The 25,393-nt window shown below is 64.8% G+C and carries 21 protein-coding genes and 3 pseudogenes; 20 read left to right on the forward strand and 4 right to left on the reverse strand.

Annotated elements, in window-relative coordinates:
* Window positions 1-4: 4 nt before the first annotated feature.
* From acnA to WKW77_RS17335, 7 genes and pseudogenes are all read left to right on the forward strand, one after another.
* The gene (gene acnA / locus WKW77_RS17310) at window positions 5-2,743 is read left to right on the forward strand and encodes an aconitate hydratase AcnA (RefSeq protein WP_340358369.1); all 2,739 of its coding nucleotides are present in this window, start codon (window positions 5-7) and stop codon (window positions 2,741-2,743) included.
* A gap of 16 nt (window positions 2,744-2,759) precedes the next feature.
* Window positions 2,760-3,920, forward strand: coding sequence for a 2-methylaconitate cis-trans isomerase PrpF (gene prpF / locus WKW77_RS17315; protein ID WP_340358097.1), 1,161 nt, complete (start codon window positions 2,760-2,762; stop codon window positions 3,918-3,920).
* 2 nt (window positions 3,921-3,922) lie between these two features.
* Window positions 3,923-5,278, forward strand: coding sequence for a 2-hydroxycarboxylate transporter family protein (locus tag WKW77_RS17320; protein ID WP_422823216.1), 1,356 nt, complete (start codon window positions 3,923-3,925; stop codon window positions 5,276-5,278).
* A complete protein-coding gene (locus WKW77_RS17325; RefSeq protein ID WP_340358099.1) occupies window positions 5,279-6,028 on the forward strand; it encodes an ABC transporter substrate-binding protein in 750 nt (249 codons plus the stop codon).
* A gap of 3 nt (window positions 6,029-6,031) precedes the next feature.
* Window positions 6,032-6,496 carry an acyl-CoA thioesterase gene (locus WKW77_RS17330; RefSeq protein WP_340358100.1) on the forward strand — a complete coding sequence of 155 codons (465 nt, stop codon included), beginning with the start codon at window positions 6,032-6,034 and terminating at the stop codon, window positions 6,494-6,496.
* Window positions 6,497-6,662: 166 nt separating this feature from the next.
* Window positions 6,663-6,770: pseudogene (locus WKW77_RS35155) on the forward strand (hypothetical protein); the annotation flags it as partial.
* A pseudogene (locus WKW77_RS17335) lies at window positions 6,718-6,966 on the forward strand (GFA family protein); the annotation flags it as partial. The pseudogenes WKW77_RS35155 and WKW77_RS17335, both read left to right, overlap by 53 nt.
* A gap of 74 nt (window positions 6,967-7,040) precedes the next feature.
* Here the strand turns inward: WKW77_RS17335 and WKW77_RS17340 are convergent.
* A complete protein-coding gene (locus WKW77_RS17340) occupies window positions 7,041-7,229 on the reverse strand; it encodes a hypothetical protein (protein ID WP_340358384.1) in 189 nt (62 codons plus the stop codon).
* Window positions 7,230-7,487: 258 nt separating this feature from the next.
* Here WKW77_RS17340 and WKW77_RS17345 point away from each other — a divergent pair, with 258 nt between their 5' ends.
* The 3 genes from WKW77_RS17345 (at window position 7,488) to WKW77_RS17355 (ending at window position 10,506) form a co-directional block, all read left to right on the forward strand.
* Window positions 7,488-7,799 carry a polyhydroxyalkanoic acid system family protein gene (locus tag WKW77_RS17345; RefSeq protein ID WP_340358101.1) on the forward strand — a complete coding sequence of 104 codons (312 nt, stop codon included), beginning with the start codon at window positions 7,488-7,490 and terminating at the stop codon, window positions 7,797-7,799.
* 100 nt (window positions 7,800-7,899) lie between these two features.
* Complete coding sequence (locus WKW77_RS17350; protein WP_340358370.1) at window positions 7,900-8,256, forward strand: response regulator; 357 nt, start codon at window positions 7,900-7,902, stop codon at window positions 8,254-8,256.
* Window positions 8,257-8,580: 324 nt separating this feature from the next.
* A complete protein-coding gene (locus WKW77_RS17355; RefSeq protein ID WP_340358371.1) occupies window positions 8,581-10,506 on the forward strand; it encodes a PKD domain-containing protein in 1,926 nt (641 codons plus the stop codon).
* Between the two features lie 133 nt (window positions 10,507-10,639).
* Here the strand turns inward: WKW77_RS17355 and WKW77_RS17360 are convergent, their stop codons facing one another.
* Complete coding sequence (locus WKW77_RS17360) at window positions 10,640-11,560, reverse strand: LysR family transcriptional regulator (protein WP_340358372.1); 921 nt, start codon at window positions 11,558-11,560, stop codon at window positions 10,640-10,642.
* 125 nt (window positions 11,561-11,685) lie between these two features.
* Between WKW77_RS17360 and WKW77_RS17365 the strand changes: the two genes are divergently transcribed.
* From WKW77_RS17365 to WKW77_RS17405, 9 genes are all read left to right on the forward strand, one after another.
* A complete protein-coding gene (locus WKW77_RS17365) occupies window positions 11,686-12,582 on the forward strand; it encodes an amino acid ABC transporter substrate-binding protein (protein WP_340358102.1) in 897 nt (298 codons plus the stop codon).
* A gap of 3 nt (window positions 12,583-12,585) precedes the next feature.
* Window positions 12,586-13,884 (forward strand): aminotransferase class V-fold PLP-dependent enzyme, encoded by a 1,299-nt coding sequence (locus tag WKW77_RS17370; protein WP_340358103.1) that lies wholly within the window; start codon window positions 12,586-12,588, stop codon window positions 13,882-13,884.
* Window positions 13,885-14,248: 364 nt separating this feature from the next.
* Entirely contained in the window at window positions 14,249-15,010 is a 762-nt protein-coding gene (glcC, locus tag WKW77_RS17375) for a transcriptional regulator GlcC (protein ID WP_340358373.1), read from the forward strand.
* A 165-nt stretch (window positions 15,011-15,175) separates the two neighbouring features.
* Window positions 15,176-16,507, forward strand: a complete 1,332-nt coding sequence (locus tag WKW77_RS17380) for an MFS transporter (RefSeq protein ID WP_422823217.1) — start codon at window positions 15,176-15,178, stop codon at window positions 16,505-16,507.
* A gap of 12 nt (window positions 16,508-16,519) precedes the next feature.
* Window positions 16,520-18,286 (forward strand): D-lactate dehydrogenase, encoded by a 1,767-nt coding sequence (gene dld / locus WKW77_RS17385; RefSeq protein WP_340358104.1) that lies wholly within the window; start codon window positions 16,520-16,522, stop codon window positions 18,284-18,286.
* A gap of 348 nt (window positions 18,287-18,634) precedes the next feature.
* Complete coding sequence (locus tag WKW77_RS17390) at window positions 18,635-19,369, forward strand: hypothetical protein (RefSeq protein ID WP_340358105.1); 735 nt, start codon at window positions 18,635-18,637, stop codon at window positions 19,367-19,369.
* 145 nt (window positions 19,370-19,514) lie between these two features.
* On the forward strand, window positions 19,515-20,042 hold the full coding sequence (locus WKW77_RS17395) for a DUF4148 domain-containing protein (protein WP_340358106.1): 528 nt from the start codon (window positions 19,515-19,517) through the stop codon (window positions 20,040-20,042).
* 181 nt (window positions 20,043-20,223) lie between these two features.
* Window positions 20,224-21,855, forward strand: coding sequence for an adenylate/guanylate cyclase domain-containing protein (locus tag WKW77_RS17400; RefSeq protein ID WP_340358107.1), 1,632 nt, complete (start codon window positions 20,224-20,226; stop codon window positions 21,853-21,855).
* A gap of 388 nt (window positions 21,856-22,243) precedes the next feature.
* Complete coding sequence (locus tag WKW77_RS17405) at window positions 22,244-22,813, forward strand: cytochrome b (protein ID WP_340358108.1); 570 nt, start codon at window positions 22,244-22,246, stop codon at window positions 22,811-22,813.
* Window positions 22,814-22,919: 106 nt separating this feature from the next.
* On the opposite strand, the pseudogene WKW77_RS35160 reads toward WKW77_RS17405, so the two are convergent.
* Window positions 22,920-23,015, reverse strand: a pseudogene (locus WKW77_RS35160) (four-helix bundle copper-binding protein); the annotation flags it as partial.
* A 49-nt stretch (window positions 23,016-23,064) separates the two neighbouring features.
* A complete protein-coding gene (locus WKW77_RS17410) occupies window positions 23,065-24,000 on the reverse strand; it encodes a LysR family transcriptional regulator (RefSeq protein ID WP_340358109.1) in 936 nt (311 codons plus the stop codon).
* Window positions 24,001-24,122: 122 nt separating this feature from the next.
* Here WKW77_RS17410 and WKW77_RS17415 point away from each other — a divergent pair, with 122 nt between their 5' ends.
* Window positions 24,123-25,358 carry an MFS transporter gene (locus WKW77_RS17415; protein WP_340358110.1) on the forward strand — a complete coding sequence of 412 codons (1,236 nt, stop codon included), beginning with the start codon at window positions 24,123-24,125 and terminating at the stop codon, window positions 25,356-25,358.
* Window positions 25,359-25,393: the final 35 nt, after the last annotated feature.

Raw genomic sequence — 25,393 nt, forward strand, 5'->3', positions numbered from 1 at the left:
GACCATGACCATGCAACCCACGCAGTTCGTACGAACCTTTGCCACCCGAGACGGCAAGGAACACCGCTATTTCTCCTTGCCTGCACTTCAGGCCAGTGGATTCGGGGGGATCAAGAGACTGCCGATTGCCATTCGCATCCTGCTCGAATCTGTACTGCGCAACTGCGACGGCACGAAGGTGTTGGAGTCCCATGTGCATCAGCTCGGCAACTGGCAACCCGCCGCGCCACGGGAAGGCGAAGTTCCATTCGTCGCCGGCCGTGTCCTGCTGCAGGACTTCACGGGCATTCCATTGCTGACCGACTTGGCAGCGATGCGCAGCCAGGCCAAGCGACGCGGCGCCGATCCGAAGCTCATCGAGCCGCTGGTGCCGGTGCACATGGTCGTGGACCACTCCGTGCAAACTGAGTTTTCGAACGTGCCGAATGCTCTCCGCAAGAATATGGAGGTCGAGTTCGAGCGCAATCGCGAGCGCTACGAATTCATGAAGTGGGGCATGCAGGCCTTCGACACGTTCAAGGTCCTTCCCCCCGGCACGGGCATCTGCCATCAAATCAACCTTGAGTACCTGGCTCAAGGTGTCATTGAGAAAGACGGCGTTGCCTTTCCGGACACGCTCGTCGGAACGGACTCGCACACCACGATGATCAACGGCATTGGTGTGCTGGGTTGGGGTGTGGGTGGCATCGAGGCCGAAGCCGGCATGCTGGGCCAGCCCATCTACATGCTGATGCCCGACGTGGTCGGCGTGGAACTGCGTGGGGCCCTGCGCGCTGGCGTGACCGCGACCGATGCAGTTCTTCAGGTCACCCAGACGCTTCGCGCGGCAAAGGTCGTCGGAAAACTCGTCGAGTTCTATGGCGAGGGCGCCGCTTCGCTGAGCGCAACTGACCGCGCCACCATCGCGAACATGGCCCCCGAGTACGGAGCCACCAGCGGTTTCTTCGCAGTCGACGAAAACACGCTGCAGTATTACGAGCAGACGGGGCGCAGCGCAGAACAGGTCGAGCTGATCCGCCAGTACTTCAAGGCCCAGGAGATGTTCGGCGCTCCGAAGGCGGGTGAGGTGGACTACTCCTCGAACATCGTCATCGACCTCGATGCCATCAGGCCCAGCTTGTCCGGCCCCAAGCGGCCGCAAGATCGCGTGGATCTGTCGGATCTCGGTGTTCGTTTCGACGAGACGATGCTGAGCGACACCCAGAGCGGCGGTTACGGCAAGACCCGCGAAAATCTGGATACCCGCCATGCGGTGACCGCTGCGCCAGCGGGTGCTCCCGGACCGGTCCAATCCTTCGAGATCGGCCATGGCGACGTGCTGGTCGCTGCGATCACGTCGTGCACCAACACGTCCAACCCGGAGTTGCTGATCACGGCCGGGCTGCTTGCGAAGAAGGCGGTGGCGCGCGGGCTGGTTGCCAAGCCCTGGGTCAAGACACTGTTCACGCCTGGATCGCGTGCGGTGACTGCCTACCTGCAGGATGCCGGCCTGATCGGCGACCTGGAAGCGCTCGGTTTCGGCATCGCGGCCTACGGCTGCGGCGCCTGCGTCGGCAACATCGGTCCGCTGGACCCTGCGCTTGAGCAGACAGTGGTATCGAAGGATCTGGTTTGCTCTGCTGTCCTTTCCGGCAATCGCAACTTTGAAGCCCGTATTCACGGCAACCTGCGTGCAAACTTTCTCGCGAGCCCACCTCTGGTGATCGCCTTTGCAATCGCAGGCACGACGCGTACCGATCTTTCGAAGAATCCCGTTGGACTTGATCGCGAAGGTCGACCTGTGATGCTTTCAGAGATCTGGCCGACGGCAGCCGAGGTTCGTGCGCTTACGCCCTTTGCAGCGAATCCGGAGCACTACACATCGGTGTACGGCAATCTCGCGACGAGCAACGACCTGTGGAATGCCATCGAATCGACCACAGGCGAGGTCTACGACTGGCCCGAATCGACCTATGTCGCCGAACCGGATTTCTTCGGCAGCGCCGGCAGCGGGAACATCTCGGGCGCTCGCGCGCTCGCGATCCTCGGCAATTCGATCACCACCGACCACATCAGCCCGGCCGGCTCGATCGCCAAGAGTCTTCCGGCAGGGGAGTACCTGATCGCACACGGGGTGCAGCCCAAAGACTTCAATACCTATGGCGCGCGGCGGGGCCACTTCGATGTGATGACGCGCGGTACTTTCGGCAACGTTCGGCTGAAGAACCTGATGCTGCCGCCTAGAGCGGATGGATCGCCCGACGAAGGGCCCTTCACGTTGCATCGCCCCTCAGGTGAGCGCACAACGATTTATGAAGCGTCGAGGCGCTATATCGCTGATGGCGTACCCGGCCTGATTTTTGGCGGCGAGGAATACGGCAGCGGCTCCAGTCGCGACTGGGCCGCCAAGGGCACCCGCCTGCTGGGCGTGCGAGCCGTCGTGGCGCGAAGCTACGAGCGGATTCACCGCAGCAATCTGGCGGGCCTTGGCGTGCTCCCACTTCAGTTCCAAGGCGGCGACTGCGCGCAGTCACTGGGCCTGGACGGTTCAGAGTCCTTCGACATCCTCGGGATCGAAGGCGGTGTGAAGCCGTTGCAGACCGTGAAGCTGGTGGTCCACCGAGCCGACGGTTCGAGTTCGACTGTGGAACTGCTCGCCCGCATCGACACGCAGATCGAAGCGGACTACTTCCGGAAAGGGGGCGTTCTTCCCTACGTCCTTGCTAGCCAACTCGAAAACGTCAAGGCGCCAGCCGAGGCCTGAAACATCAAGGACGAACATGACTCAGCTCCGTATTCCTGCCGTCTACATGCGTGGCGGCACCAGCAAGGGCGTTTTCTTTATCGAGGGCGATCTGCCGGCAGATCCCGTGCAGCGCGACAAGATCCTGATGCGCGTGATCGGCAGTCCCGATCGCTACGGCAAGCAGATCGACGGCATGGGTGGTGCCACGTCGAGCACCAGCAAGGTGGTGATCCTGTCGAAGTCGACGAGGCCGGATTGCGACGTGGACTACCGCTTCGGACAGGTCGCCATCGATCAGCCCTTCGTCGACTGGTCCGGCAACTGCGGCAACCTGAGCGCTGCGGTCGGCCCTTTCGCCATCAGCTCCGGCCTGGTGGACGCCCCAAAGGACGGTACTGCTGTCGTGCGCATCTGGCAGGCCAACATTGCAAAGAAGATCATCTCGCATGTACCGATGCGCGACGGGGAGGTGATCGAAGTGGGTGACTTCGAACTGGACGGCGTTGCATTCCCCGCAGCGGAGGTGAAGTTGGAGTTCCTCGATCCCGCAGCGGACGAAGAAGGTGGTGAAGGGGGCGCGATGTTCCCGAGCGGCCGAAAGGTCGACACGCTGGAGGTCCCAGGCGTCGGCAAGGTCGAGGCCACCTTGATCAACGCAGGCAATCCGACCATCTTCGTCGAAGCGGCGTCACTGGGCCTGAAGGGCACGGAGCTGCAGGGGGATGTCAACGGAAACAAGGAACTGCTTGCACGTGCCGAGGCCATTCGCAGCTACGGTGCGTTCGCGATGGGTCTGGTCAAGAGCCCGGAAGAAGCCGCGCAGCGGCTCCATACGCCCAAGCTCGCGTTCATTGCCAAGCCGGCGAGTTACGTCGCTTCGGACGGCAAGAAGGTCGATCCTGAATCGATCGATCTCGCGGCGCGCATTTTCTCGATGGGTCAACTCCATCATGCGATGACTGGCACGGGCGCCGTCGCGATCGCGGCCGCCGCGGCTGTTCCCGGGACCTTGGTACACCGCCTCGCTCCGGCCGGTGCAGATGGGCGAGTGCGCTTCGGCCATCCATCAGGCTCGCTTGCCGTCGGGGCCGAGGCAACAGAAGGTGCCGGCCAGTGGGTCGTCAAGAAAGTCATCATGAGCCGGTCTGCCCGCCGGCTGATGGAAGGGCACGTCCGCGTGCCAGCGGTTGCATAGCTATGCACTCCGAAGCGCAACTGGGCAAGCCCCCCCAGGAAAGGGCTCCAGCTTCTCCCGGCTCATTCTGGCCCGAGGGTTGGTGGAAGATCGTTGAAACCCGGATCGGGGTGATTCCCCTGCCGGTGTACATCGTCCTGATCATTTCGATCGGAGGCTTTATCGCCTTGGGCAAGATGCCGACGGAGATGTCCGTGGTGCTGTCGATCATGGCGGTCGTGGCCTACACGCTGGTGGAGATCGGGCGCCGTACGCCGGTGCTGCGGAACATCGGAGGCGCCGCCATCCTGGTCACCTTCGTGCCGGCGTTCCTGGTCTACAAAGGCTGGTTGCCGGAGCAGCTCGTCAAGCCTGTGGTTGACTTCTTCAAGTCGACCAACATCATGTACATGTCGATCGCCTGCATCATCGTGGGCAGCATCTTCGGCATGGATCGATCGGCCTTGATCAAGGGTTTTCTCAAGATCCTGGTTCCGTTGGCGTCGGGAACCGTCGTGGGTGCGATTGTCGGAACGGCGGTGGGCTCTGCGCTCGGCCTCGGCGCCTTCAACTCGCTGTTCTTCATCGTGGTGCCGATCATGGCCGGCGGGGTGGGCGAAGGTGCAATCCCGCTTGCGCTTGGCTATTCCGACATCCTGCACCAGCCGCAAGGCGATCTGTTGGTCCGGGCACTTCCGGCAGTGATGGTGGGCAATCTCTCGGCGATTCTGTTCGCAGGCATGCTTGCCTTCATCGGGCGCAAGTTCCCGCACCTCACGGGCAACGGGCGCATCCAGCCGGGAGAGCACGACGAAATGGACGCGCACTCCGAAGGCATGCCGGCGAACATGGACCTGACGCACATCGCGGCTGCAGGCATCACGGCCATCTCGTTCTACGTGCTCGGCCTGCTGTGCTACCAGCTCTTCGGTGCCCCGGCACCCGTCGTGATGATCATCGGCGCTGCGGTCGTGAAACTGACTCACGCGGTCTCGCCCAAGCTGCAGGAAGGCTCGTACGTGATCTACAAGTTCTTCACTGGTGTCGTCGCTCTTCCGGTGCTCTTCGCCTTCAGCGCAGCGCTGCTCTCGTGGGAGAAATTGCTGGAAGGTTTTGCGATCCCGAATCTCGTCACGATCGTGGCGACTGTCTTTGCCATCATGACCACTGGATTCGTGGTCGCACGCTGGGTCAAGCTCTATCCGATCGACGCGGCGGTGGTGAATCTCACCCATAGCGGCATGGGTGGCGCAGGCGACATCGCGATCCTTTCGGCATGCGACCGAATGCAGCTGATGCCTTTCGCGCAGATCGCGACGCGTATCGGGGGAGCAATCGTGGTGGTCGTCGCACTCTTCTCGATGGGGCGGATGATCTGAATGAACAAGCTCCTATCCCCAATGGTGGCGTCTTTCGCGCCCACTGGCGTCTTGCGCGCCTCGATCAATCTCGGCAATCCAACTCTCGCCCGTCGAAATGCATCCACGGATGACCCAGAGGGTGTGTCGGTGGACCTGGCACATGCGTTCGCTGACAAGCTCGGTGTAGGCCTCGAGCTCGTGGTCTTCGACGCCGCAGGAAAATCTGTCGCCGCGGTGGCGGCCGAAGAGGCGGACATCGGGTTCTTCGCAGTCGATCCTTTGCGCAGCCAGGGAATTCGCTTCACTGCGCCTTATGTGCTAATCGAAGGTGCCTACCTCGTACGTGACGATTCGCCGATCCACGCGAATGAGGAAGTCGACAGGCCGGGGACGCGGGTGACGGTGGGCAAGGGGAGTGCCTATGACCTGTACCTGACGCGCACGCTAAAGGTGGCCAGCATCGAACGCGCGAGCACTTCACCTGCCGTTGTCGACACTTTCCTGGCTGAGAACGGGGATGTCGCTGCCGGGGTCAAGCAGCAGTTGGAAGCAGATGCGCAGCGTCTCGGAGGCCTTCGCCTGCTGCCCGGTCGCTTCATGGAGATCCGTCAGGCGATGGGTCTGCCGAGCAGCCGCGGCGCTGCGACTGGCGCCGCATTGGCGAGTTTTGTGGAAGAAATGAAAGCCAGCGGCTTCGTGGCCGAAGCGTTGGCGCGCCATGGCATTCAAGGTGCGACTGTCGCCGGGCCTAGCGAAGTTCGGGAGTAACCCATGGACATGCCTGCACATCAACTTTCGATGAGCGTCCTCATGACGCCGGACACCGCGAATTTCTCGGGCAACGTGCACGGCGGCACGATCCTGAAGCTCCTCGATCAGGTGGCCTACGCATGCGCGGCGCGGTATGCGGGCTGCTATGTGGTGACAATGTCCGTCGACCAAGTCGTGTTTCGCCAGCCGATCCACGTGGGCGAACTGGTGACGTTTCTTGCCTCGATCAATCACACAGGCACGTCCTCGATGGAGGTCGGCATCAAGGTCGTGGCGGAAAACATCCGCAGCCAGGAAGCGCGCCATGTGAACAGTTGCTTCTTCACGATGGTGGCTGTCGACGAACACCGGAAGCCGGTGCCAGTCACACCACTGCGGCCATTCAGTCCGGACGAAAAGCGGCGCTTCACGGAGGCGATCAGCAGGAAGGAACTGCGGCGGGAGATGGAGAGGCGCGCTAAATAATATAAAAGGCACCTTGCGCCCCAATGTTGTCGCAAACAGATCGAGCCGAGGGATGCTCGTTGATGGCCGACCGCTTCATGCCCGAGCCCCGCCATTCCTGGTCGGAGGCTAGGACTGCAACGAGCCCAAACTCGAACTCCGGCGCTGGACAACGGAGTAGGGCGCTATGAATGTCGGCCGTGCGCCAGCTTGCAGCCCTCCGTGCTTGCCCTCCTGGACGTGTGGCGCAGTACGCTACGCCGCGGAAGACTCCTTCGACTACGCGGCAATTTGCCATTGCGCCAACTGCCGGCGGGCGACCGGCTCGGCATTCAAGCCTTCTTGCCGGCATCGCGCGAGAGGCGCTGCGCCTGACACATGGCGAAGATTTAACCCTTTTGTTCGGCGAAGCCACGAACCACGACCTGCATTGCAAGACGTGCGGATCGCTTCTGTACTCGGTGGTGCGTAACGGGCGCTTCGCCCACGTGGCGATGGGAACGCTGATCGACGCGCCCAGAATTCGCCCGACACATCACATCTTCGTAGGATCGAAGGCGCTGGTTCAGAATCTTCGCTTCCGGGAAAGCTCGCGCTGCACATGCGACCGGGACCCACCAATCTCTCTGGCATGTTCGCGTTGCTCTTCCGCGCGGTCGGAATGCATGCTGGCGATATAGGCTCCGAGAGCAATGCCGCCGCAGACGAGGGCAATGGGAATAAAACTGAGCGAGAGAATGAGGGCCGTGTGCATGACGCGATCCTTCGTCTGACGGCTCGCATTGCATGTCAGACCCGTCTGAAAAAGGCGTCAGTTCAGCTTTTGGAGGTCGAAGCAACAAAGGGTACCGACTTGACGTCGGGCGCTAACAGCAGAGTAGGTCGGTGAGCATGTCTTGAAGCGCCAGCTTGCGGTCCTCCGTGCGCTTGCCTCCCTGGATGACCGCTAACGCTGCGCCGCAGCTCTCCGCATGCCCTTGTCAAATGTGTCGATGCGCTGCACTCTCCCCGCATGGCATCGCCCATCATCATCAGCATTCCACACCAACTCGGCCGCGCAGAGGCGCGACGTCGCATAGGGGCCGGTTTCGGGAAGATTGTCAACCTGCTGCCCGGCAGCAGCGGGCGCGCCAGCGAGCGCTGGGATGGTGATCGTCTCACCTTCAGCGTCGCGGCGCTAGGCCAATCCGTCTGCGGCGTCATCGAAGTGTTCGATGCCACAGTGACGATGGAAATCGAACTGCCCGGAGTGCTCAGAGTCATCGCCAGCGGCCTCAAGGAGAGACTTCAGAAGATGGGTCAACTGCTACTGACGAAGAAGTAGCGCAAGGGGTGGTTCCGGCTCAATCGTCAAAGCGCGCACGCAGCGTTCCAACAAGCGCCTCGGCGCCACAGGAAGCGGATAAACGCGTTGTCAAGCACGGCTGTGGGCTCATCAACTAAGGTCAACGCGTCCCGAAGCGAGCGCGGCCGCGAGCCAAGCCGATGACGCAGCCGCAGCACTGAAGCTGCTGGATGCGCATCCCGACGTTGCGCTGCTGCTCACCGACGTGGTGATGCCCGAAGTGAACGGCCACAAGCTGGCCGAAGAAGCCCTGCGCCGTGGTCCAGGACTTCGGGTGTTGTTCACCACCGGCAACACGCGCGACGCGGCGGCGCACCACGGCGTGCTCGATCCCGGCGTGCAGCTCATCGGCAAGCCCTTCACGGTGGAGGAGCTGGCCACGCGGGTGCGCGAGTGCCGGATGCGCCCACCCCGGCGCGCGGCGGCCTCTTCATAGCCTGGCAATGCTCAGGATGAGCCCGATGACGGCCGATTAAGCATTTAGTGCAACTTTTTCACATTGCATGAGAGTTCGACCAAGCGACGCCCGCGATTTTGTTGAAACATTAGTTCACACTTTGCATCACTTTTAAACAAGGAGTGAGGCATGGGTCGATCAATAGACGGGCGCTCGATTAATTTGCTGGCCGCGGCATGGCTGTGCGCCTTGGCGCTCGCCGGCTGTGGCGGCGGCGGTGGTGGCGGCGCGACCGGCGCAGCCGGCTTTGTAAGCGCGGCCGGTGCAACCAGCGCTGTAAACGCGCCCGGCGCGTCCGGCTCTATGAGTGCGACCGGCGATACCGGCGCTACGAGCGGGGCCGGGAGTGCGAGCGACAGCGGCGCCGGGAGTGCGAGCGGGAGTGGTGCCGGGAGCACGGGCGGGAGTGGTGCCGGGAGCACGGGCGGCAATGGTGCCGGGAGCGCGGGCGGCGGTGGTGCCGGGAGCGCGGGCGGCGGTGGGTCCGGGAGCGTCAACGTCGCCCCCGTCGCCGCGGTGAGCACGTCGAGCGGCGCCCAGGCCCCCGTGAAGCTCGCCGTGACCTTCGACGGCACGGGCAGTGCGGATGCCGATGGCGATGCCTTGAGCTTCCGTTGGACCCTGGCATCGCGCCCTGCGGGCAGCGCCGCGGCACTGGATGGCAGCGCAGGCCCCACGGTGAACCTCACACCCGACGTGCCCGGCGACTTCGTTGTCACCCTCGTGGTCAACGACGGCAAGGTCGACAGCAGTGCGACATCGAGCACTGTGCGTGCCGTCAATGTCGCGCCCGTGGCCAACGCCGGGCTCGACCACTCCCTCCAAGTCGGCGACACAGGCGTGCTCGACGGCTCGGCCAGCTCCGATCTCAACGGCGACGCGCTGACCTATAAGTGGTCGGTCATCGCGGGGCCGAGCGGAAGCCAACTGATCGGTGACACTCAGGGTTTGGCGCAGTTCGTGCCCAGCGTTGCGGGCGTCTACACCTTGGGCCTGGTGGTCAATGACGGTGCGTTGGACAGCGCGCAGGCCACCGTGCGGTTGACGGCGGTGGCGATCGGCTTGAATCGCGCGCCAACGGCTGATGCGGGCATTGACCAGAACGTGCCCCTGGGCACGGTCGTCACGTTGGATGGCAGTGCGAGCTTGGATCCCGATGGCAACTCCATCACTTACGCGTGGACGCTGGATACCAAGCCAGCGAACAGCACGGCGGCCATCGTCGACGCCTCGTCGCCGCGTCCTTCGCTGACACCTGACCAGGCCGGGACATACATTGCATCGCTCGTGGTCACCGATAGCTCGAGTGCGACGAGCGTCGCCGACCAGGTGGTCGTTACCGTGAACCCGGTGAACAAGAACAATGCCCCCGTTGCGGTGGCTGGCCCCGCGCAGAACGTGCTGGTCGGCGCAATTGTCGAACTCGACGGCAGCGGCAGCTCGGATGCCGACGGTGACCTTCTTTCCTACAGCTGGAGCATCACGTCTAAGCCGGCGGGCAGCGCGGCTCAGCTCTCCTTCATCGATGCCTACGATCCTGCGCCGACCTTCATGGCCGATATGCCGGGGGTCTACGTGATCGGGCTCGTCGTCGGCGATGGCAAGACCTACTCGACGCAGGCATCGGTGACGGTCACCGCAGCGCCGGGTAACGTGGCGCCGGTGGCCAACGCGGGCGATGACGTGTCGACGGTTGTGCTCAACACGGTAAGTCTCAGCGGCGCGCTGAGCAGCGATGCGAATGCCGGCGACACACTGACCTATGCGTGGACGCTCGTCAGCAGCCCGACCGGCAGCGCTGCCGTCCCGGGCAATACGAGCAACGTGACCGCCACGTTGACGCCCGACGTGCCGGGCATCTATGTCGTCCAACTCGTCGTGTCCGACGGCACGCTCTCGAGTGTCCCCGACAGCGTCGTCGTGACCGCCGGCGCCGCGGGCGTCAACCTGGCGCCTGTTGCGAAGGCTGGACCGCGTCAACGCAGCGCCATCGGCCAGACCGTCACGTTGGACGGCTCAAAGAGCTACGACCCGAACGGAACCCCGGTCACGTACGCGTGGAAGTTCAAATCGAAGCCGAAGAAGAGCACGGCGACGCTGAACGGTGCCACGACCGTCGCGCCGACCTTCGTCCCCGACGTCCGCGGGAACTACGTGGTGCAACTCGTCGTCAGCGATGGGCAGTTCACGAGCGTGGCCAGCTCCGTGATGATTCAGGTCAGGCGCTAGCCTGGATCTCCCGCGATTCCTCGCGGGGGCCTCTCCCCGATACGCCCCGCCATGGACGGGGCGTCCGGAGGAGCCCTGTGTAATCGCGGCTCTTCGGCATGTCCCGATGTTGGGACGAGGGGCTGCAGCAAGGCTAACAAGGCGATGTCATCGCCATCTGCGCTTGGAACATCCGCGTAAAGTCGCAGCTCTCCTGTGCCAGCGCCACAATGGACGAGGTGAGCGCGCTGCGGTGCGCGCCTTTGTGCATGGCCACGTAGCGCACCGCGGGCAGGGCTGGCACCACGTCGAGCACCGCAAGCATGCCAGCGGCCACGAGCGGCTGCAGGCACTCACGCGGCAGGTAGCTCACGCCAAGTCCCGACACGGTGAGCGCGGTCAGCGCCACCAGATTGCTCACCACGATCACGTTGGCAGGCTGCACCCCCTGCTCCTTCATCCACGCGTCGTAGGCGCGACCAGTGCCTGAGTTTTGGCCCTGCACCAGCATGCGGTGGCGCGCCAGTTCGTGCAGCCGCACGGGGCCGCCTGTGGGTACTACGCCAGGCTTGCACATCCAGGCACTGTTCACCTGACCAATGACCTTGTGCGGCAGGCGTGGATCGGCAAAGGTGTCAGGCACGATGGCCAGATCGAGTTCGTCCGCCTGCAGCTTGTCGCGCAATTGCAGGCTGTCGTCCACGTCGGGTTCGAGGATCACCTTGGGATAGTGCCGCTGGATCAGGCCGATCAGTCGTGGCAGCCACGTCATCGCGCTCAGTTCGGTCACACCGAGGCGAATGCGGCGCTCCACCACGCCAGGCTTGCCGAACTGCTCCACAGCAGCATCGCGCTGCTCCAGCAGCTTGCTGGCGAGCACGAACATTTCCTCGCCCTTTTCCGTGAGGCGGGCAGTGCGCTGGCTGCGATCGAACAGCTCGGTGTCGAACAACTGCTCCAGCTCGCGCACGCGCTTGGAAATGGCCGACTGCGAGGTATGGAGGTGGCTGGCCGCCTGCGCGAAGCCGCCGAGCCGGGCAATCCAGTACAGGGCCTCGAGCTGCTTGAAGGTCATCATGGCATTGGACGTAAAAACACTTTTTCTCATGTAATTCGATCACAAAAAATCGCTTTTGGAAATTCATTGCGGCATCGAAGATGCGCTGGAACCCACCGTCATCGAATCCCAAGGAACCTGCCATGAACTTCAAGAAACGGCCCCTCGTGCTTGGACTCGCCGTCGCCCTCTGCTGCGGTGCCGCCAGTGCCCAGGGCAGCGGCACGCTGCAGAAAATCAGGGAGAGCGGCACGATTCAGATCGGCGCACGCGAAAGCCAGATTCCGTTCTCCTACAAGCTCAGCGCCGATAGCGCGCCCATTGGCTTCACCACCGACATCTGCCTGAAGATCGTTGACGCCGTGAAGGCCAAGTTGGGTCTGCCGAAGATCGAGGTGCAATATGTCATGCTCAACTCGACCAACCGCATCCCGCTGCTGCAGAACGGCACCGTCGACCTGGACTGCGCCACGACCACCAACAGTACGCAGCGCCAGCAGCAGGTCGACTTCGCACCCAGCCACTTTGTCACCAACATCACTGCCGCGGTGAAGAAGACTTCGGGTATCAACAGTCTTGCGGATCTCAACGGCAAGAACGTGGCGACCGTCTCGGGCAGCACCTCGATCCAGCTGCTGCGCGTCGCGCGCAAGAGCGGCAGCATCGAGGTGAACGAGATCGCGGGCAAGGACACCTCCGACGGCTTCCTGCTGCTGTCCACCGGCCGCGCCGACGCTTACGTGCTTGACGACGTGCAGCTCGCCGGCATGATCGCCAACGCGCCGAATCCAGGTGACTACAAGATCCTGAAGGAGTCGCTGCGACAGGAGCCCTACGGGATCATGCTGCGCAAGGAAGACCCGCAGTTCAAGGCGCTCGTCGACGAGACCGTCACCGGCCTGATGAAATCGGGTGCCATCGAACAGCTCTACACCAAGTGGTTCCTCTCGCCCATTCCGCCGAAGAACGCAAATCTCAACTTCCCGATGACGGACGCGGTGCGCGAGACCTACAAGAACCCCAACAACAAGGGCGTCTGAGCGATGAGCATCGAGCAAGAAAGTCCGAAGCTCGCCCGCGGCCAACTTTTCTCCGACGCGCTGATGCGCGAGGTGAAGGCGCGCTTCCTTCAGGTCGATCACGACCATCACGGCCGCGAGCGCCTGTACTTTGACAACGCCGGTGGTTCCTTTCGTCTGAAGGCGGCGGCCGAGCGCTTCGCGCAGGTCGATGCCATTCCCGACAATACCGAGCGCATTCACGCGACCGCGGTGGAGTTGCAAGACATTCAGGCCAAGGGCTGTGCCGACCTGCGCACGATCCTGAACGCCCAGGGCGGCAGCGTGTACGCCTCGTTCAGCGCCTCGGGCGCCATGTTCGACATGGTGCGTGCGGTGGCCGAGAACGTGCCGGGCACGAACATGGTCACGACCGTGCTCGAACATCCATCGGCCTTCGATGCGATGAGCCTCTACGCCCAGCGCCTGGGTCGTGAACTGCGCGTGGCCAGGAGCAACCCGGTGACGGGTGGGGTGGACGTGGACGAGATCGTGCGGCTGGTCGACGGGAACACCAGCCTGCTCAACGTCATCCATGCGTCGAACATCTCTGGCGCCAAGCTCGACATGGAAGCGATCGTGCGCCGCGCGCGCGCGATCAAGCCCGATCTCTACATCCTGGTGGACGCGGTGCAGCACGCGCCGCACGGACTCATCGATTTGCAGAAGACGCCGGTAGACGGCATCAACCTCGCGCCCTACAAGTTCTTCGGCTGCCGGGGATCGGGCCTGTCGTGGCTGTCCGAGCGCGCGTCCGTGCTACCGCACCACAAGCTCGCGGGCAAGAAACCCGATTACTGGGACCTGGGCAGCGCCGCGCCGTGGCAGTTTGCGGTTCTCACCGAGATCGTCGATTACGTGTGCTGGCTGGGCGGCCAATTCGTAGACGCGACGGATCGCCGCGCACAGTTCATTGCGGGCATCACGCACATCGAGTTGCACGAGCGAGCGCTGCTGGCTGTGCTGCTCGACGGCAATGGAAACGCAACCGGCATGCGCAAGCTCGAAGGCGTCAGCGTCTTCCTGGACCATGAAGACTTGACCCGGCGCGACCTGATCTTGGGCATCGGGTTCGACCGCATCGACTGCACGCAGGCCGTCGTGGAGTACGCAAAGCGCGGCGTGACGGTCTACGAACGGGTCGCGACCAGCATCTATTCGAAGCGCATGCTCGAGTCCTTTGGACTGGCGGGTACCGTGCGCGTATCACCTCTGCACTGCCATTCAGTCGCCGACGTCGAAAAATTTCTACGCATCACCCGGGACATCGCCACTGGCGACTAGGGTTGCAGAGCACATCGGCAGTCTTGTCTCCGTGTGCCATGGATGCGCGGCGCCCATGTTTGACCATCGCGCATAGTCAAACAAAAGAGCGGTGGCCCTGAAGCATCGGGCGTCGTTCGCAGGCCCGCTGGCTTCCGGCATGGCGGCGAACGCCTCGCTGTAGGGGCTGGCCGAAAGTATGCGCTCCAAGGCGCCGCTGAGGAGCTTGCAGGCCGAGGAGCCCGACGCTCGCGTGCGCACCCTGGTCATCCGAGGCAGACGAGGCGACCTGCCGGTCCAGAAAGTGGTCGGACCAGTGAAGCCCGACCCACCGGATAACGATGGTGCCAAAATCCAGCCCATACTGAAGAAAGCGGGGCACGCAATGAGGGAGGGCAATCCTGACCTCGAGACGCAGATCGCAGACGCAGTCGCTGGACGCATCGAGAGACTGATCGCCGACGGCGAACTGAAGCCGGGGCAGGCCATCCCCTCCGAGCGCCGTCTCACGGTCAAGCTCGGTGTTTCGCGATCGGCCTTGCGGGAGGGGCTCAAGGTCTTGCGTACGCGCGGGATCATCGCCACCACGCAAGGGCGGGGTTCGTTCGTGGCGGTGCTGACCAAACAGCCGCTGCCGACGCCGATGATGCATCTGCTGGGCTCCCAGCCCCGAACCCTCTACGACATCTTCGAAGTGCGCGAGATGCTCGAGTCCGAATCGGCGCGCCTGGCCGCGCTGCGGGGCACGCCGGCCGACTTCGCGCTGATCAGCCGCCGCTACGAAGAAATGCGCGAGGCCAATGAACGCAAGATCGGCGAGTCGATGCAGGCGCAGCACGACTACGCGTTCCATCTCGCTATCAGCCAGGCATCGCACAACCCGGTGCTGGTGCACATGCTGAGCTCGGTCACCGAGCTGCTGCTGAGCTCGGTGTTTGCCTCGGTGAACAACCTTTACTGCCGGGAGGCGGAGAAGCGGGTGATCGACAAGCAGCACGCGCGCCTCTACAAGGCCGTCATCGAGCGACAGTCCGAGCAGGCGCGCAAGGTCGCGAGCGAGCACATCGACACCACGGTCGCGTGTCTGCGGGAGATCGAGGCGGAAGGATCGCCTTTGGTGCGCGCCCCGCTTCAGTCGGGCGCGTGAGGCCCGCCCCTCATCCGGTGGCCGGGCGGGGCAACAACTGGTCGGACCGGCCCTGAAGGGCATTCCAGACTCCTTTCCGCGCGGAACAATCCGGCGCACGGCTTCACACGACATGAAGAACTGCGCGACCTGAAGCCGCCGTCGCGCAGGACAAGGAGACTGCAATTGAATCCGCACAACCTGGCTGGCACTGCCGCTCGGCCCGCTGCCTGCCTCGAGCCCGCGACAAGGACTTTCGAAGACGCGACGTACGCGAAAGTGACGTGGCGCCTCTTGCCCTTTCTTTTCATCTGCTACGTCGCGGCCTACCTGGATCGCGTCAACGTGGGCTTCGCCAAGCTGCAGATGCTGAACGACCTGCAGTTCAGCGAAGCGGTGTACGGATTGGGCGCAGGCATCTTCTTCATCGGCTACTTCCTGTTCGAGGTGCCGAGCAACATCCTGATGCATCGCCTGGGCGCGCGGGTGTGGATCGCCCGCATCATGGTGACCTGGGCCGTGGTGTCGGCGCTGACGATGTTCGTCAAGACGCCGGCGATGTTCTACGTATTGCGCTTCGTGCTCGGGCTGGCCGAGGCCGGCTTCTTTCCGGGCATCGTGCTGTATCTGACCTACTGGTTTCCATCGGCGCGCCGGGGCCGGATGAACGCCTTCTTCATGATCGGCATCCCTGTGGCCGGGGTGATCGGCGGCCCGCTGTCGGGCTGGATCATGCAGGTCTTCAACGGCGTGCATGGCCTCGCCAACTGGCAATGGCTCTTCCTGCTGGAGGCGCTCCCTTCGCTCGTCCTGGGCATCGCGGTGCTGTTCCTGCTGCCCAATGGCATCCGCTCCGCGGCGTGGCTCGATGAGCGCGAGAAGCTGCTGCTCGAAGCCAACATCGCGCGTGAAGCGCCTGCCAGCCCGGATCATTCCCTGAAAGGCGTCATCTCGAACCGTCGCGTGTGGTGGCTCGCCGCGATCTACTTCTGCTGCATGATGGGCTTGTACGGCGTGAGCTTCTATCTGCCTACGCTGATCGCGACCTCGGGAGTCAAGGATCCGCTGCAGGTGGGCCTCCTGACGGCAGTTCCCTACACGGCTGGCATCTTCGCGATGATCCTGGTCGCGCGCAGTTCCGATCGCAGCAAGGAACGCCGTTGGCATCTTGCTTTGGCGGCGATCGCTGCGGCGATCGGGTTCTACGCCAGCACGCTCCATTCCGGCAGTGTGGGGCTCTCGCTGCTCACATTGTCGATTGCCACGGCGGGTGTGCTGTCGATGATGCCTGTCTTCTGGACCTACCCCAGCGCCCTGTTGACGGGCACGGCCGCCGCAGCCGGCATCGCACTGATCAACTCGATCGGCAATCTGGCCGGCTTCGTCAGTCCTTCGGTCATCGGATGGATGAAGCAAGCGACGCAGAGCACGAACGCCGGGCTGATCGTGGTGGCGATCGCGCTGCTGGTGGGCTCCGTTCTGATCCTGGCTCAACGCACCGCGTCGAGCCGGGGCTGAGCCGAGGCCATCGTGTCCGCGATCGCATCGACTCCCGCACCCGCGAGGATCGCGAGTACAGACCTGCTGGCATCGCTGCGAGGCATCGTCGGCGGCCGCCATGTCCTGACCGGCGATTCCCCAACGCGCCGCTACCGCACGGGCTACCGCTTCGGCGCGGGCCGCGTGCTGGCGGTGGCGCGGCCCGGAACACTCGTCGAGCAGTGGCGTGTGCTGAGGGCCTGCGTCGAAGCACGCACGATCATCATCACTCAGGCCTCGAACACCGGGCTGACCGGTGGCTCGACGCCCGATGGGAACGACTACGACCGTGACGTGGTGATCGTCAGCACGACGCGCATCCGGCGCGTGCATCTTCTCGATGGAGGGCGACAGGTGGTCTGCATCGGCGGCACCACGCTGGATCAACTCGAACGCACGCTGAAGCCGCTCGGGCGCGAGCCGCACTCGGTGATCGGCTCGTCGTGCATCGGTGCATCGGTGCTGGGCGGCATCAGCAACAACTCGGGCGGCTCGCTCGTCCATCGTGGGCCGGCCTACACGGAGATGGCGCTGTTCGCCGCGGTCGATTCATCCGGCGTCCCGCATCTGGTGAACCACCTGGGCATCGAACTGGGCAGGACGCCCGAAGAGATGCTCAGGCGTATCGAGGAGGGCTCGTTCCCGGAGCCCGTCATGGGCGACGGCGCCGCGGCAGCATCGGACCACGATTACGCGAACCATGTTCGCGACGTCGATGCGCCGACGCCCGCGCGATTCAATGCCGACCCGCGGCGGCTGTACGAGGCCTCCGGCTCGGCCGGCAAGGTGATGGTCTTCGCGGTTCGTCTCGACACCTTCGCTGCGCAGCAGGGTGCGAAGGTGTTCTACATCGGCACGAACGACACGAGCGTGCTGACCGACATCCGGCGCCATGCGCTCTCCGGGTTCACGCACCTGCCGATCGCGGGCGAGTACCTGCATCGTGACGCCTTCGATGTGGCGCGCAAGTATGGCAAGGATCTGTTCGTCATCATCGACAAGCTCGGGACGGGCTGGCTACCCCTTTTCTTCGGTTGGAAGACGCGTTGCGATGCCTTGCTCGAGCGTGTCGGCTTCCTGCCGAAGCACCTGCCCGACCGCATGCTGCAGTGGTTCAGCGAGCGCCTGCCCGACCATCTCCCCGCTCGCCTGACGACGTACCGCGACAGGTATGAGCATCACCTGATGTTGAAGGTGGGGGCGCAGGGCGTCGATGAAGCGCGCGCCTTCCTGTCGAAGCACTTTGCGAAGTCGGACGGTGCCTTCTTCGAATGCGACGACGAGGAAGGGCGCAAGGCCTTTCTTCATCGCTTTGCCGCGGCCAGCGCAGCGGTGCGCTACCGCGCCGTGCATCGCAAGGAGGTGGAAGACATCGTCGCGCTTGACATCGCGTTGCGACGCAACGACCGCGACTGGTTCGAGCGCCTGCCGCCGGAGATCGAGCAACCGATCGTTCTGAAGCTGTACTACGGGCATTTCCTGTGCCACGTCTTCCACCAGGACTACATCGTCGCCAGGGGCAACGACTGCCACGCCCTGGAGCGAGAGATGCTCGCATTGCTCGACCGGCGTGGCGCCGAATACCCCGCCGAGCACAACGTGGGGCACCTGTACGAGGCCAGGCCGAAGCTGGCCGAGTTCTACCAGCGCCTCGATCCATGCAACTGTTTCAACCCGGGCATCGGCAAGACATCCAAGTTCGCCGCATACCGCGAAAGGACCTGCGCTGCAGATGATCCGGTGCTCACTGCCCGCTGAGCGCCCACGAAGCGCCCGGCCCCACTCCCCATGAGCGGCCGGTCATCGTTGGCCGGCCGCCGGCCCGGCGGCGAGTTTGCCGTCGGGCTCCTGATCTCCGCCGAGGCCCGCGCAGCGCGCCGGTAGCCTCCATCACGAGCCGTCCGGCCTCAGCCGGTGTCCGCGCCTCGAAGTCCGCCAGCCGTCGCGAAACCGAAGGTCGAGGCATCCCTTCGGCTGCTTCCCATCGTGATCCGTACCGCATCACCGCACGCCGCCTCCATCATGCTGAGCCCCCACTCGGTGCCTGGAATAGATTCCAGCCACGCACAGTCAACGCTTCGTGTGCACCGACGACAGGACTTCCAGATGCCCCCGAGCACCCATCACCTTCGCCTGGGCTCCGGCCTGGTCCTGATGAGCTACATCTCGCTGCATCTGTTCAATCACATGCTGGGCATCGTGTCACTGTCGCTCGCGGAAGCGGGGTTGCGCCTCTCGATCCGGCTGTGGCAAAGCCTGCCCGGCACGGTGCTGCTCTACGGGGCTTTCGCGCTGCACTTTGCGTTGGCCTTGCAGACAATTCACCAGCGCCGCCACTGGCAGTTGCCGGCCCGGGAGTGGCTGCGCCTGTGGTCGGGCTTCAGCCTGCCCCTGCTGCTGATCGGCCACGCGGTGAACACACGGGTCGCAACCTCGTTCTACGGCTTCCATCCGAGCTACGAGAAGATCATCGCCGGACCGATCTCCGGCGGCTCGCAAGGCTGGCAGATCGCCCTGCTCGCGCCGGGCTGGGTGCACGGTTGCATGGGCCTGTGGATCACCGTGCGTCGTCACGTCCAGTCGCGCCGCACCCGAGTGGCGTTAGCCACGGTCTTTGTCGCGGTGCCGTTGCTCTCCGCCGCGGGGTTCCTGCGATTGGCCCGCACCATCGAGCCGCACGAAACCCTCCTCGTGGCCCATGCGGCAGAGGCACGCCCCCGTGCAGCGTCGCTCGCTTCATGGCGCCATGTCTTGCTGGGCACCTACCTCCTGCTGATCGTCGGCTCGTTCGTCGCCGGCCGATGGCGCGATGCCAGGACGGGTGACGCCACGGCACCCTGAGCCGCGTCTTCCGGCAGTTGTTCACGCTTTCGGAGCCCCTGCATGCGAGGGCGCGAATATTCCGGGGCGCACCACCGTACTGCACCACGAGGCTGAGAGGCCTCGACCACGGCACAGGTGGTGCCGCTCAACCCAGGAGATCATCATGCGTACATCCAAACTCGCCCGCGCCACTGGCACGCTGTTCCTTCTCGCCGCACTCGGTGCAGCCGCCCATGCCGACGGCGGCCTGACACGCGCGCAGGTCAAGGCCGATCTGGCCGAGGCAATGCGAACGGGCAACATGCTCGCCGCGGGCGAAAGCGGCATGACGCTGCGGGAGCTGAACCCGCAGCGCTACCCCGCTCCAGCCGTGGCAGAGGGCAAGACACGCGCACAGGTCCAGGCCGAACTGGCCGACGCCATCCGGACGGGCGACATCATGGCCAATGACGAGAGCGGGCTGAAGGCCAACGAGGAGAACCCGCAGCGCTACCCTGCGCGCGTCATCGCGGCGAGCAAGACGCGCGCACAGGTCCGGGCCGAGTTGGCCGAAGCGATCCGGACAGGCGACATGCTCGCGAGCGACGAAAGCGGCATGAGGCTCAACGAGGAACACCCGCAGCGCTACGCCAGGGCGCGGGCGACAACGGCCGCCGAGGCAGCCACGGCCTCGAACGTTGCCACGCAGTGAAGCATCTGCACGGGCTGGCTCGCGATGGTCGCGGCCGCCCGGATCGTCCGAACCGGAGTGCCGGCGTGCCAGTAGTGCCAGCGTTGCCGCACAATTCGTGCGCAAGCACATGCCAGGTTTCAGACGCCTTCGCACCCTGCGACCGGCCGGAGCGCGTTCCGTTCGGCTGGCGAGCGGGCTCGTGCTGTTCGTCTATATCGGGACGCACCTGCTGAATCATTCGCTCGGCAATGCCTCCTTGGCATGGCTCGAAAGAGGCCTGCTGGTGCAGAAGCTCATCTGGCAGGGGCGGCCCGGCACGATCCTGCTGTACAGCGCACTGGCGATCCATTTCTGCCTCGGACTGTGGGCACTGTATGAGCGCCGTTCGCTGCACTGGACGCCAGGCGAAGTCGCCCAGCTCACGCTGGGCTTGTGCATACCGCCGCTGCTGGCCAACCATCTCGTCAACACGCGCATCGCCTTTGCCGCGTTCGGCCTGAACAAGGGCTATGCCCAGCTGCTGTACTCGTTGTGGATTGCCCAGCCGGCGTTCGGCAGGGTGCAGCTGATGCTGCTCGTGGTGGCCTGGGCGCACGGGTGCTACGGCATCTGGTTCTGGTTGCGATCGAAGCCGTGGTTCGGCAAGTGGCGCAGTGTGCTGGCGAGCCTCGCGGTGCTCTTGCCGGTACTCGCCTTGCTGGGCTATCTGCAAGGCGGCCGGGAGGTGATGGCGCTGGCTCAGGACCCGGGCTGGCGTGCAGGGGCGCTCGCGACGACCGTCATCGGGACGGCAGCGCAAGATCGCTGGCTCGTCGACTTGCGCAATAACTTCCTTCTCTTCGCCGGTGGCGCTCTGTTGCTGGTGCTTTCGGCGCGAGGCGCGCGCTCGCTGTGGGAGCGCAAGAGAGGCCGCGTCTGCGTACGCTATCCGGATGGGCGGCAGGTCCACATACCCCTCGGGTTCTCGGTGCTGGAGGCAAGCAGGATGGCCCGCATTCCCCATGCAAGCGCCTGCGGCGGCCGTGCCCGGTGCTCGCTGTGCCGGGTGCGTGTGGTCGGCGACGCAAAGCTACCGGCGCCGCGAGAGGCGGAACGACGCGTGCTGGCACGACTCGACGCGGACTCACGCTTCGTGCGCCTCGCATGCCAGCTGCGTCCGAAGGCGGATCTTTCCGTGTGGCCCCTGGTGCCGACGTCGACCAACGTGACCTTCGAGCCCGGTCGGCGATGGGGCGTCATGCCGAAGGAGCGATTCGGTGCGTTCATGTTCGTGGACATGCGTGACTCCACGCGGCTCGCAGCAGAGCAATTGCCGTTCGACAGCCTGTTCTTCGTCAGTCGCTTCCTGGCTGCGACCTGCGCTGCGATCGTGCAGGAAGGCGGGTTGCCGAACCAGTTCCTGGGCGACGGGGTCCTCGCCATATTCGGCCTGGACACCGAGCCCGCCATCGCATGCCGCCAGGCGCTCGACGCGGTGCCGCGGATCGCCACGAACATCGCGGCGCTGAACGATGCGATCGAACCCCAGTTGCGACAGCCCATCCGCTTCGGCATCGGCGTGCATTGTGGCCGCGCCGTCATGGGCGAGATCGGCTTTCGCGAGCACGTGACATTCACCGCCTTGGGGGATCCATTGAACGTGGCCGCCAGGCTTGAGCAGTTGACCCGCGACGTCGGCTGCGAGGCCATCGTCTCGGATGCGGTGTTCCGGCACGCCGGGATCTCGGCCGGCCTGCTGGCGCCGCTCGATGCCCACCTGCGCGGCCGTGACGAGGCGGTACGTGTCCGCGTCCTGCCGGATGCGCGGCTGATGCCTCGCTCGGAGGGCTAGTGCGGAATAGAACCGTCGCGCGGCGCGACGGCTTCGGGCCCCCGACGACCTGTTCTTCGACTCCGCGCGACATCGGTTGTGACCAGGATGACCCCATCCTCGTGCCGGTTCGCTCCATGGAGGGTGAGCAGCTGACCGCCACGGTCTTGTGCGCGCGCTGGCGATCATGCACAACGACGATACGATCGGCGCCGCCGACGCGGCAGCAGTCCTCTGAGTGGGGCTTCACGCTGCGGCGCACGGGCACGCTGGATCGGTACACGTTCGGACTCAGCCACATGCTGCGGAACGAGCGCACAGCAACGGCCTAGCTGGACCGAGACATTGCTTCTGCAGAGGGAGCGGTCTGGTCACGGCGGAGACGATGCGTCAAACTGTGGTCAACGCCATGAACCAACAACCCACTTCCCGTTACGACAGCTTCAGCCTGTTCCTCCACTGGTCCACGGCCGTCGTCGTGACCATTGCGTTCATCCTCGGGCCAGGGGGCTTCGGTCGCCTGATGCGCCAGGGGGTCGACCCGGCGACGCGAAGCGACATCGTGTGGCACGAGTCTCTGGGGATGCTCGTCTTGGCGCTGACCGTGCTGCGGCTGGCGTGGATGGCCCTGCGACCGGCGGCACCGCAGTTCCAGCTGTCCGGATGGATGCATTGGTCGGCCAAGCTCGTGAGGATTGCGCTGTGGGTCCTGCTTTTCGCATTGCCCGTCACCGCCTTCATGGCCCTCGGAAGCGAAGGCCATCCTCTTACGCTGCTGGGAGGTGTACGCATCGATCGCATGCCCTTCATCGCGGAATCCCGGGTCGCAGGTCTGGCGGACTGGGGCGACGTGCACCAGTTCCTGGGCGATGCCATCATGTGGCTCGCCGGCCTGCACGCCATCGCCGCCATCTTCCACCACGTCGTGCTGAAGGATGGAGTGCTCATGGCGATGTTGCCCCGGAGGAAGTCCCGGTAAGGACGCTCGATCCGAGCGCGGGCCGCAACACTGGTGGCGGCATGGCGGTCCTCGAGCGCTTCGAGATGGAAGCGCCGGAGCGCACCAGAACCCACGAGTGATTGGCTCAGGCGGCCATTCGTCGGCACTGGTCAGCGCACTTGCGACAAGCATCTGCACACGCTTGGCAGGTCATGTCGATGCTTGCCGCACGCGTCGCCGCATGCTTGGCACACGTCGACACATTGGCGGCACAGCCGATTCGGCAGGCTTCAGAAGAAGGCTTCTTGCCAACCCTTGCGCATGACTTCCACGAAGCGCTTCAGCTTCGGCGAATGAAGGCGGGCGTAGGGGTAGATGAGGTAGCAGGGCAGCGGTGGGGCGCGCCAACCCGGCACGAGCTGGACGAGCCGGCCCGCATCGATGTCTTCGCGCAGGAGCCAGGTCGAGCCCACGCAGGCGCCCAGTCCCATGACTGCGGCGCTTCGAAGCGCATACAGGCTGTCGGTGCTGATGCGCGGATGCATCGGAATGCGGCACTGCTCGCCATCGCGCTCGCGCGTGAGAGTGAGTTCCGTGCGGTAGTAGGTGCGAAGCGCCAGCCAGGGCAGCGTCGCGAGTTCGTCGGCGTGCTGCGGCGACCGTCTTCCCTTTGGCAGAACCGAGGGCGCGGCCGCGACGATGCGCGGCACCTCGGCGAGCCGGATCGCGACCACGCCGGGATCGTCGATTTCGCCGACATGGATCGCGCAGTCCACGCCGTCGGCGATGAAGTCGGGGTGCCGATCGTTCAGCAGCCAGTCGACGTTCACGCGTGGGTGCTGGCGCACGTAGTCCGCCAGTGGCTTGACCAGCAGTTCCTGGCCGAAGGCATGCGGCACCATGACCCGCAAGGTGCCTTCGGGCTCGCCATCGCCACGCATGTCGGCTTCGAAGGCCTGCCAGTCGGCGACCAGTTCCCTGGCGCGCGCGAAGCAGCGCTCGCCATCCTCGGTGAGCTTGAGCGCATGCGTGGAGCGCCGCAGCAGTCGCATGCCGAGCTGCCTTTCCAGCGTCTGAAGACGTCGGCTGACGGTGGGCTGCGTGGTGCGCATCTGCGTCGCGGCGGCCGACAGGCTGCCGGCCTCGACGATCCTGACGAAGGTGTTCATCAGCTCGATGCGATCGGCCGGAGCTGTGGACGAAGTGCGCGGGCGGTCGGTTGGCATGGCGGGTTCTGGAGGTTGGTTGTATGCGCAGATCGTATGACCGTCTTTCACGTGCCGCTACTACCAGGAGGAATCGATCGCGGCCACACTCCCGCCACTGCTCAAAACCAAGGGTAAACACCATGTCTTCCATTCAATCGACGCATGAACGCCGGGCGATCGGCGCGGCGGCACGCGATGGCCTGCCCGGCTCGCTGGTGCTGCTGCTCGCCATCAGCGCCGGCCTCGCCGTCGCCTCGCTCTACTACGCCCAGCCGATGCTGGGCGTGCTGGGCGCCGAGATCGGCGCGTCGTCCCGCGCGGTCGGCTTCGTGCCGACGCTCACGCAACTGGGCTATGCGCTCGGCATCCTCCTCCTGGCGCCGCTCGGCGACCGATTCGACCGGCGCCGCATCATCGTGGCCAAGGCGGCGGTGCTGTGCGCGGCGCTGCTGGTGGCCGGGGCGGCGCCCGGCATCGGGCTTCTGCTGGCGGCCAGCCTGGTGATCGGCCTGGCCGCCACCATGGCGCAGGACATCGTGCCCGCTGCGGCCACGCTCGCACCCGAATCACACCGCGGCAAGGTCGTCGGCATGGTGATGACCGGCTTGCTGCTCGGCATCCTGCTGTCGCGCGTGCTGAGCGGCTTCGTCGCCGAGCAGTTCGGCTGGCGCGCGATGTTCCTGCTGGCGGCCGCGAGTCTCGCGCTGATGGGCGCCGCGGCATGGCGCGGTCTGCCGCGCTTTCGCCCCACCACGCAGCTGCACTACGGCGCGTTGCTCGCATCGCTGGCGACGCTGTGGCGCAGGCATGGTGCGCTGCGCCGGGCCACGCTGGCACAAGCACTGCTGTCGATCGGCTTCAGCGCCTTCTGGTCCACGCTGGCCGTGATGCTGCACGGCGCCCCCTTCCACCTCGGCAGCGGTGCCGCGGGCGCGTTCGGGCTTGCCGGCGCTGCCGGTGCGCTCGCCGCGCCAGTGGCGGGCCGGCTGGCGGACCGTCGCGGTCCCGAACGGGTGACTCGCCTTGGCGCCGCGCTCGCGGCTGTGTCGTTCGCGGCGATGGCGCTCGCGCCGATGCTCGATCTGCACGCGCAACTGGCCCTGCTGGTCGCGAGCGCGATCGGCTTCGATCTCGGCTTCCAGGGCATGCTCATCGCACACCAGACCATCGTCTACGGCATCGACCCCGGTGCGCGCAGCCGCCTCAACGCCGTGCTTTTCACGGGCATGTTCATCGGCATGGCGGCCGGTTCCGCGCTCGGCGCGCTGGTGTTCGCGCAGTGGGGCTGGATGGCTGTCGTGGTGCTCGCGACCGGGTCTGCAGTGCTGGCTCTGGGCGTGCGCATGGCGAGCGGCTCTGCGCGCCAGCTAGCCTAGGTCGTGCCTTCGAACCTTCCACCGCAGCGGGGCAC

Source organism: Variovorax ureilyticus, assembly GCF_037889935.1.
GTDB lineage: Bacteria > Pseudomonadota > Gammaproteobacteria > Burkholderiales > Burkholderiaceae_C > Variovorax > Variovorax ureilyticus.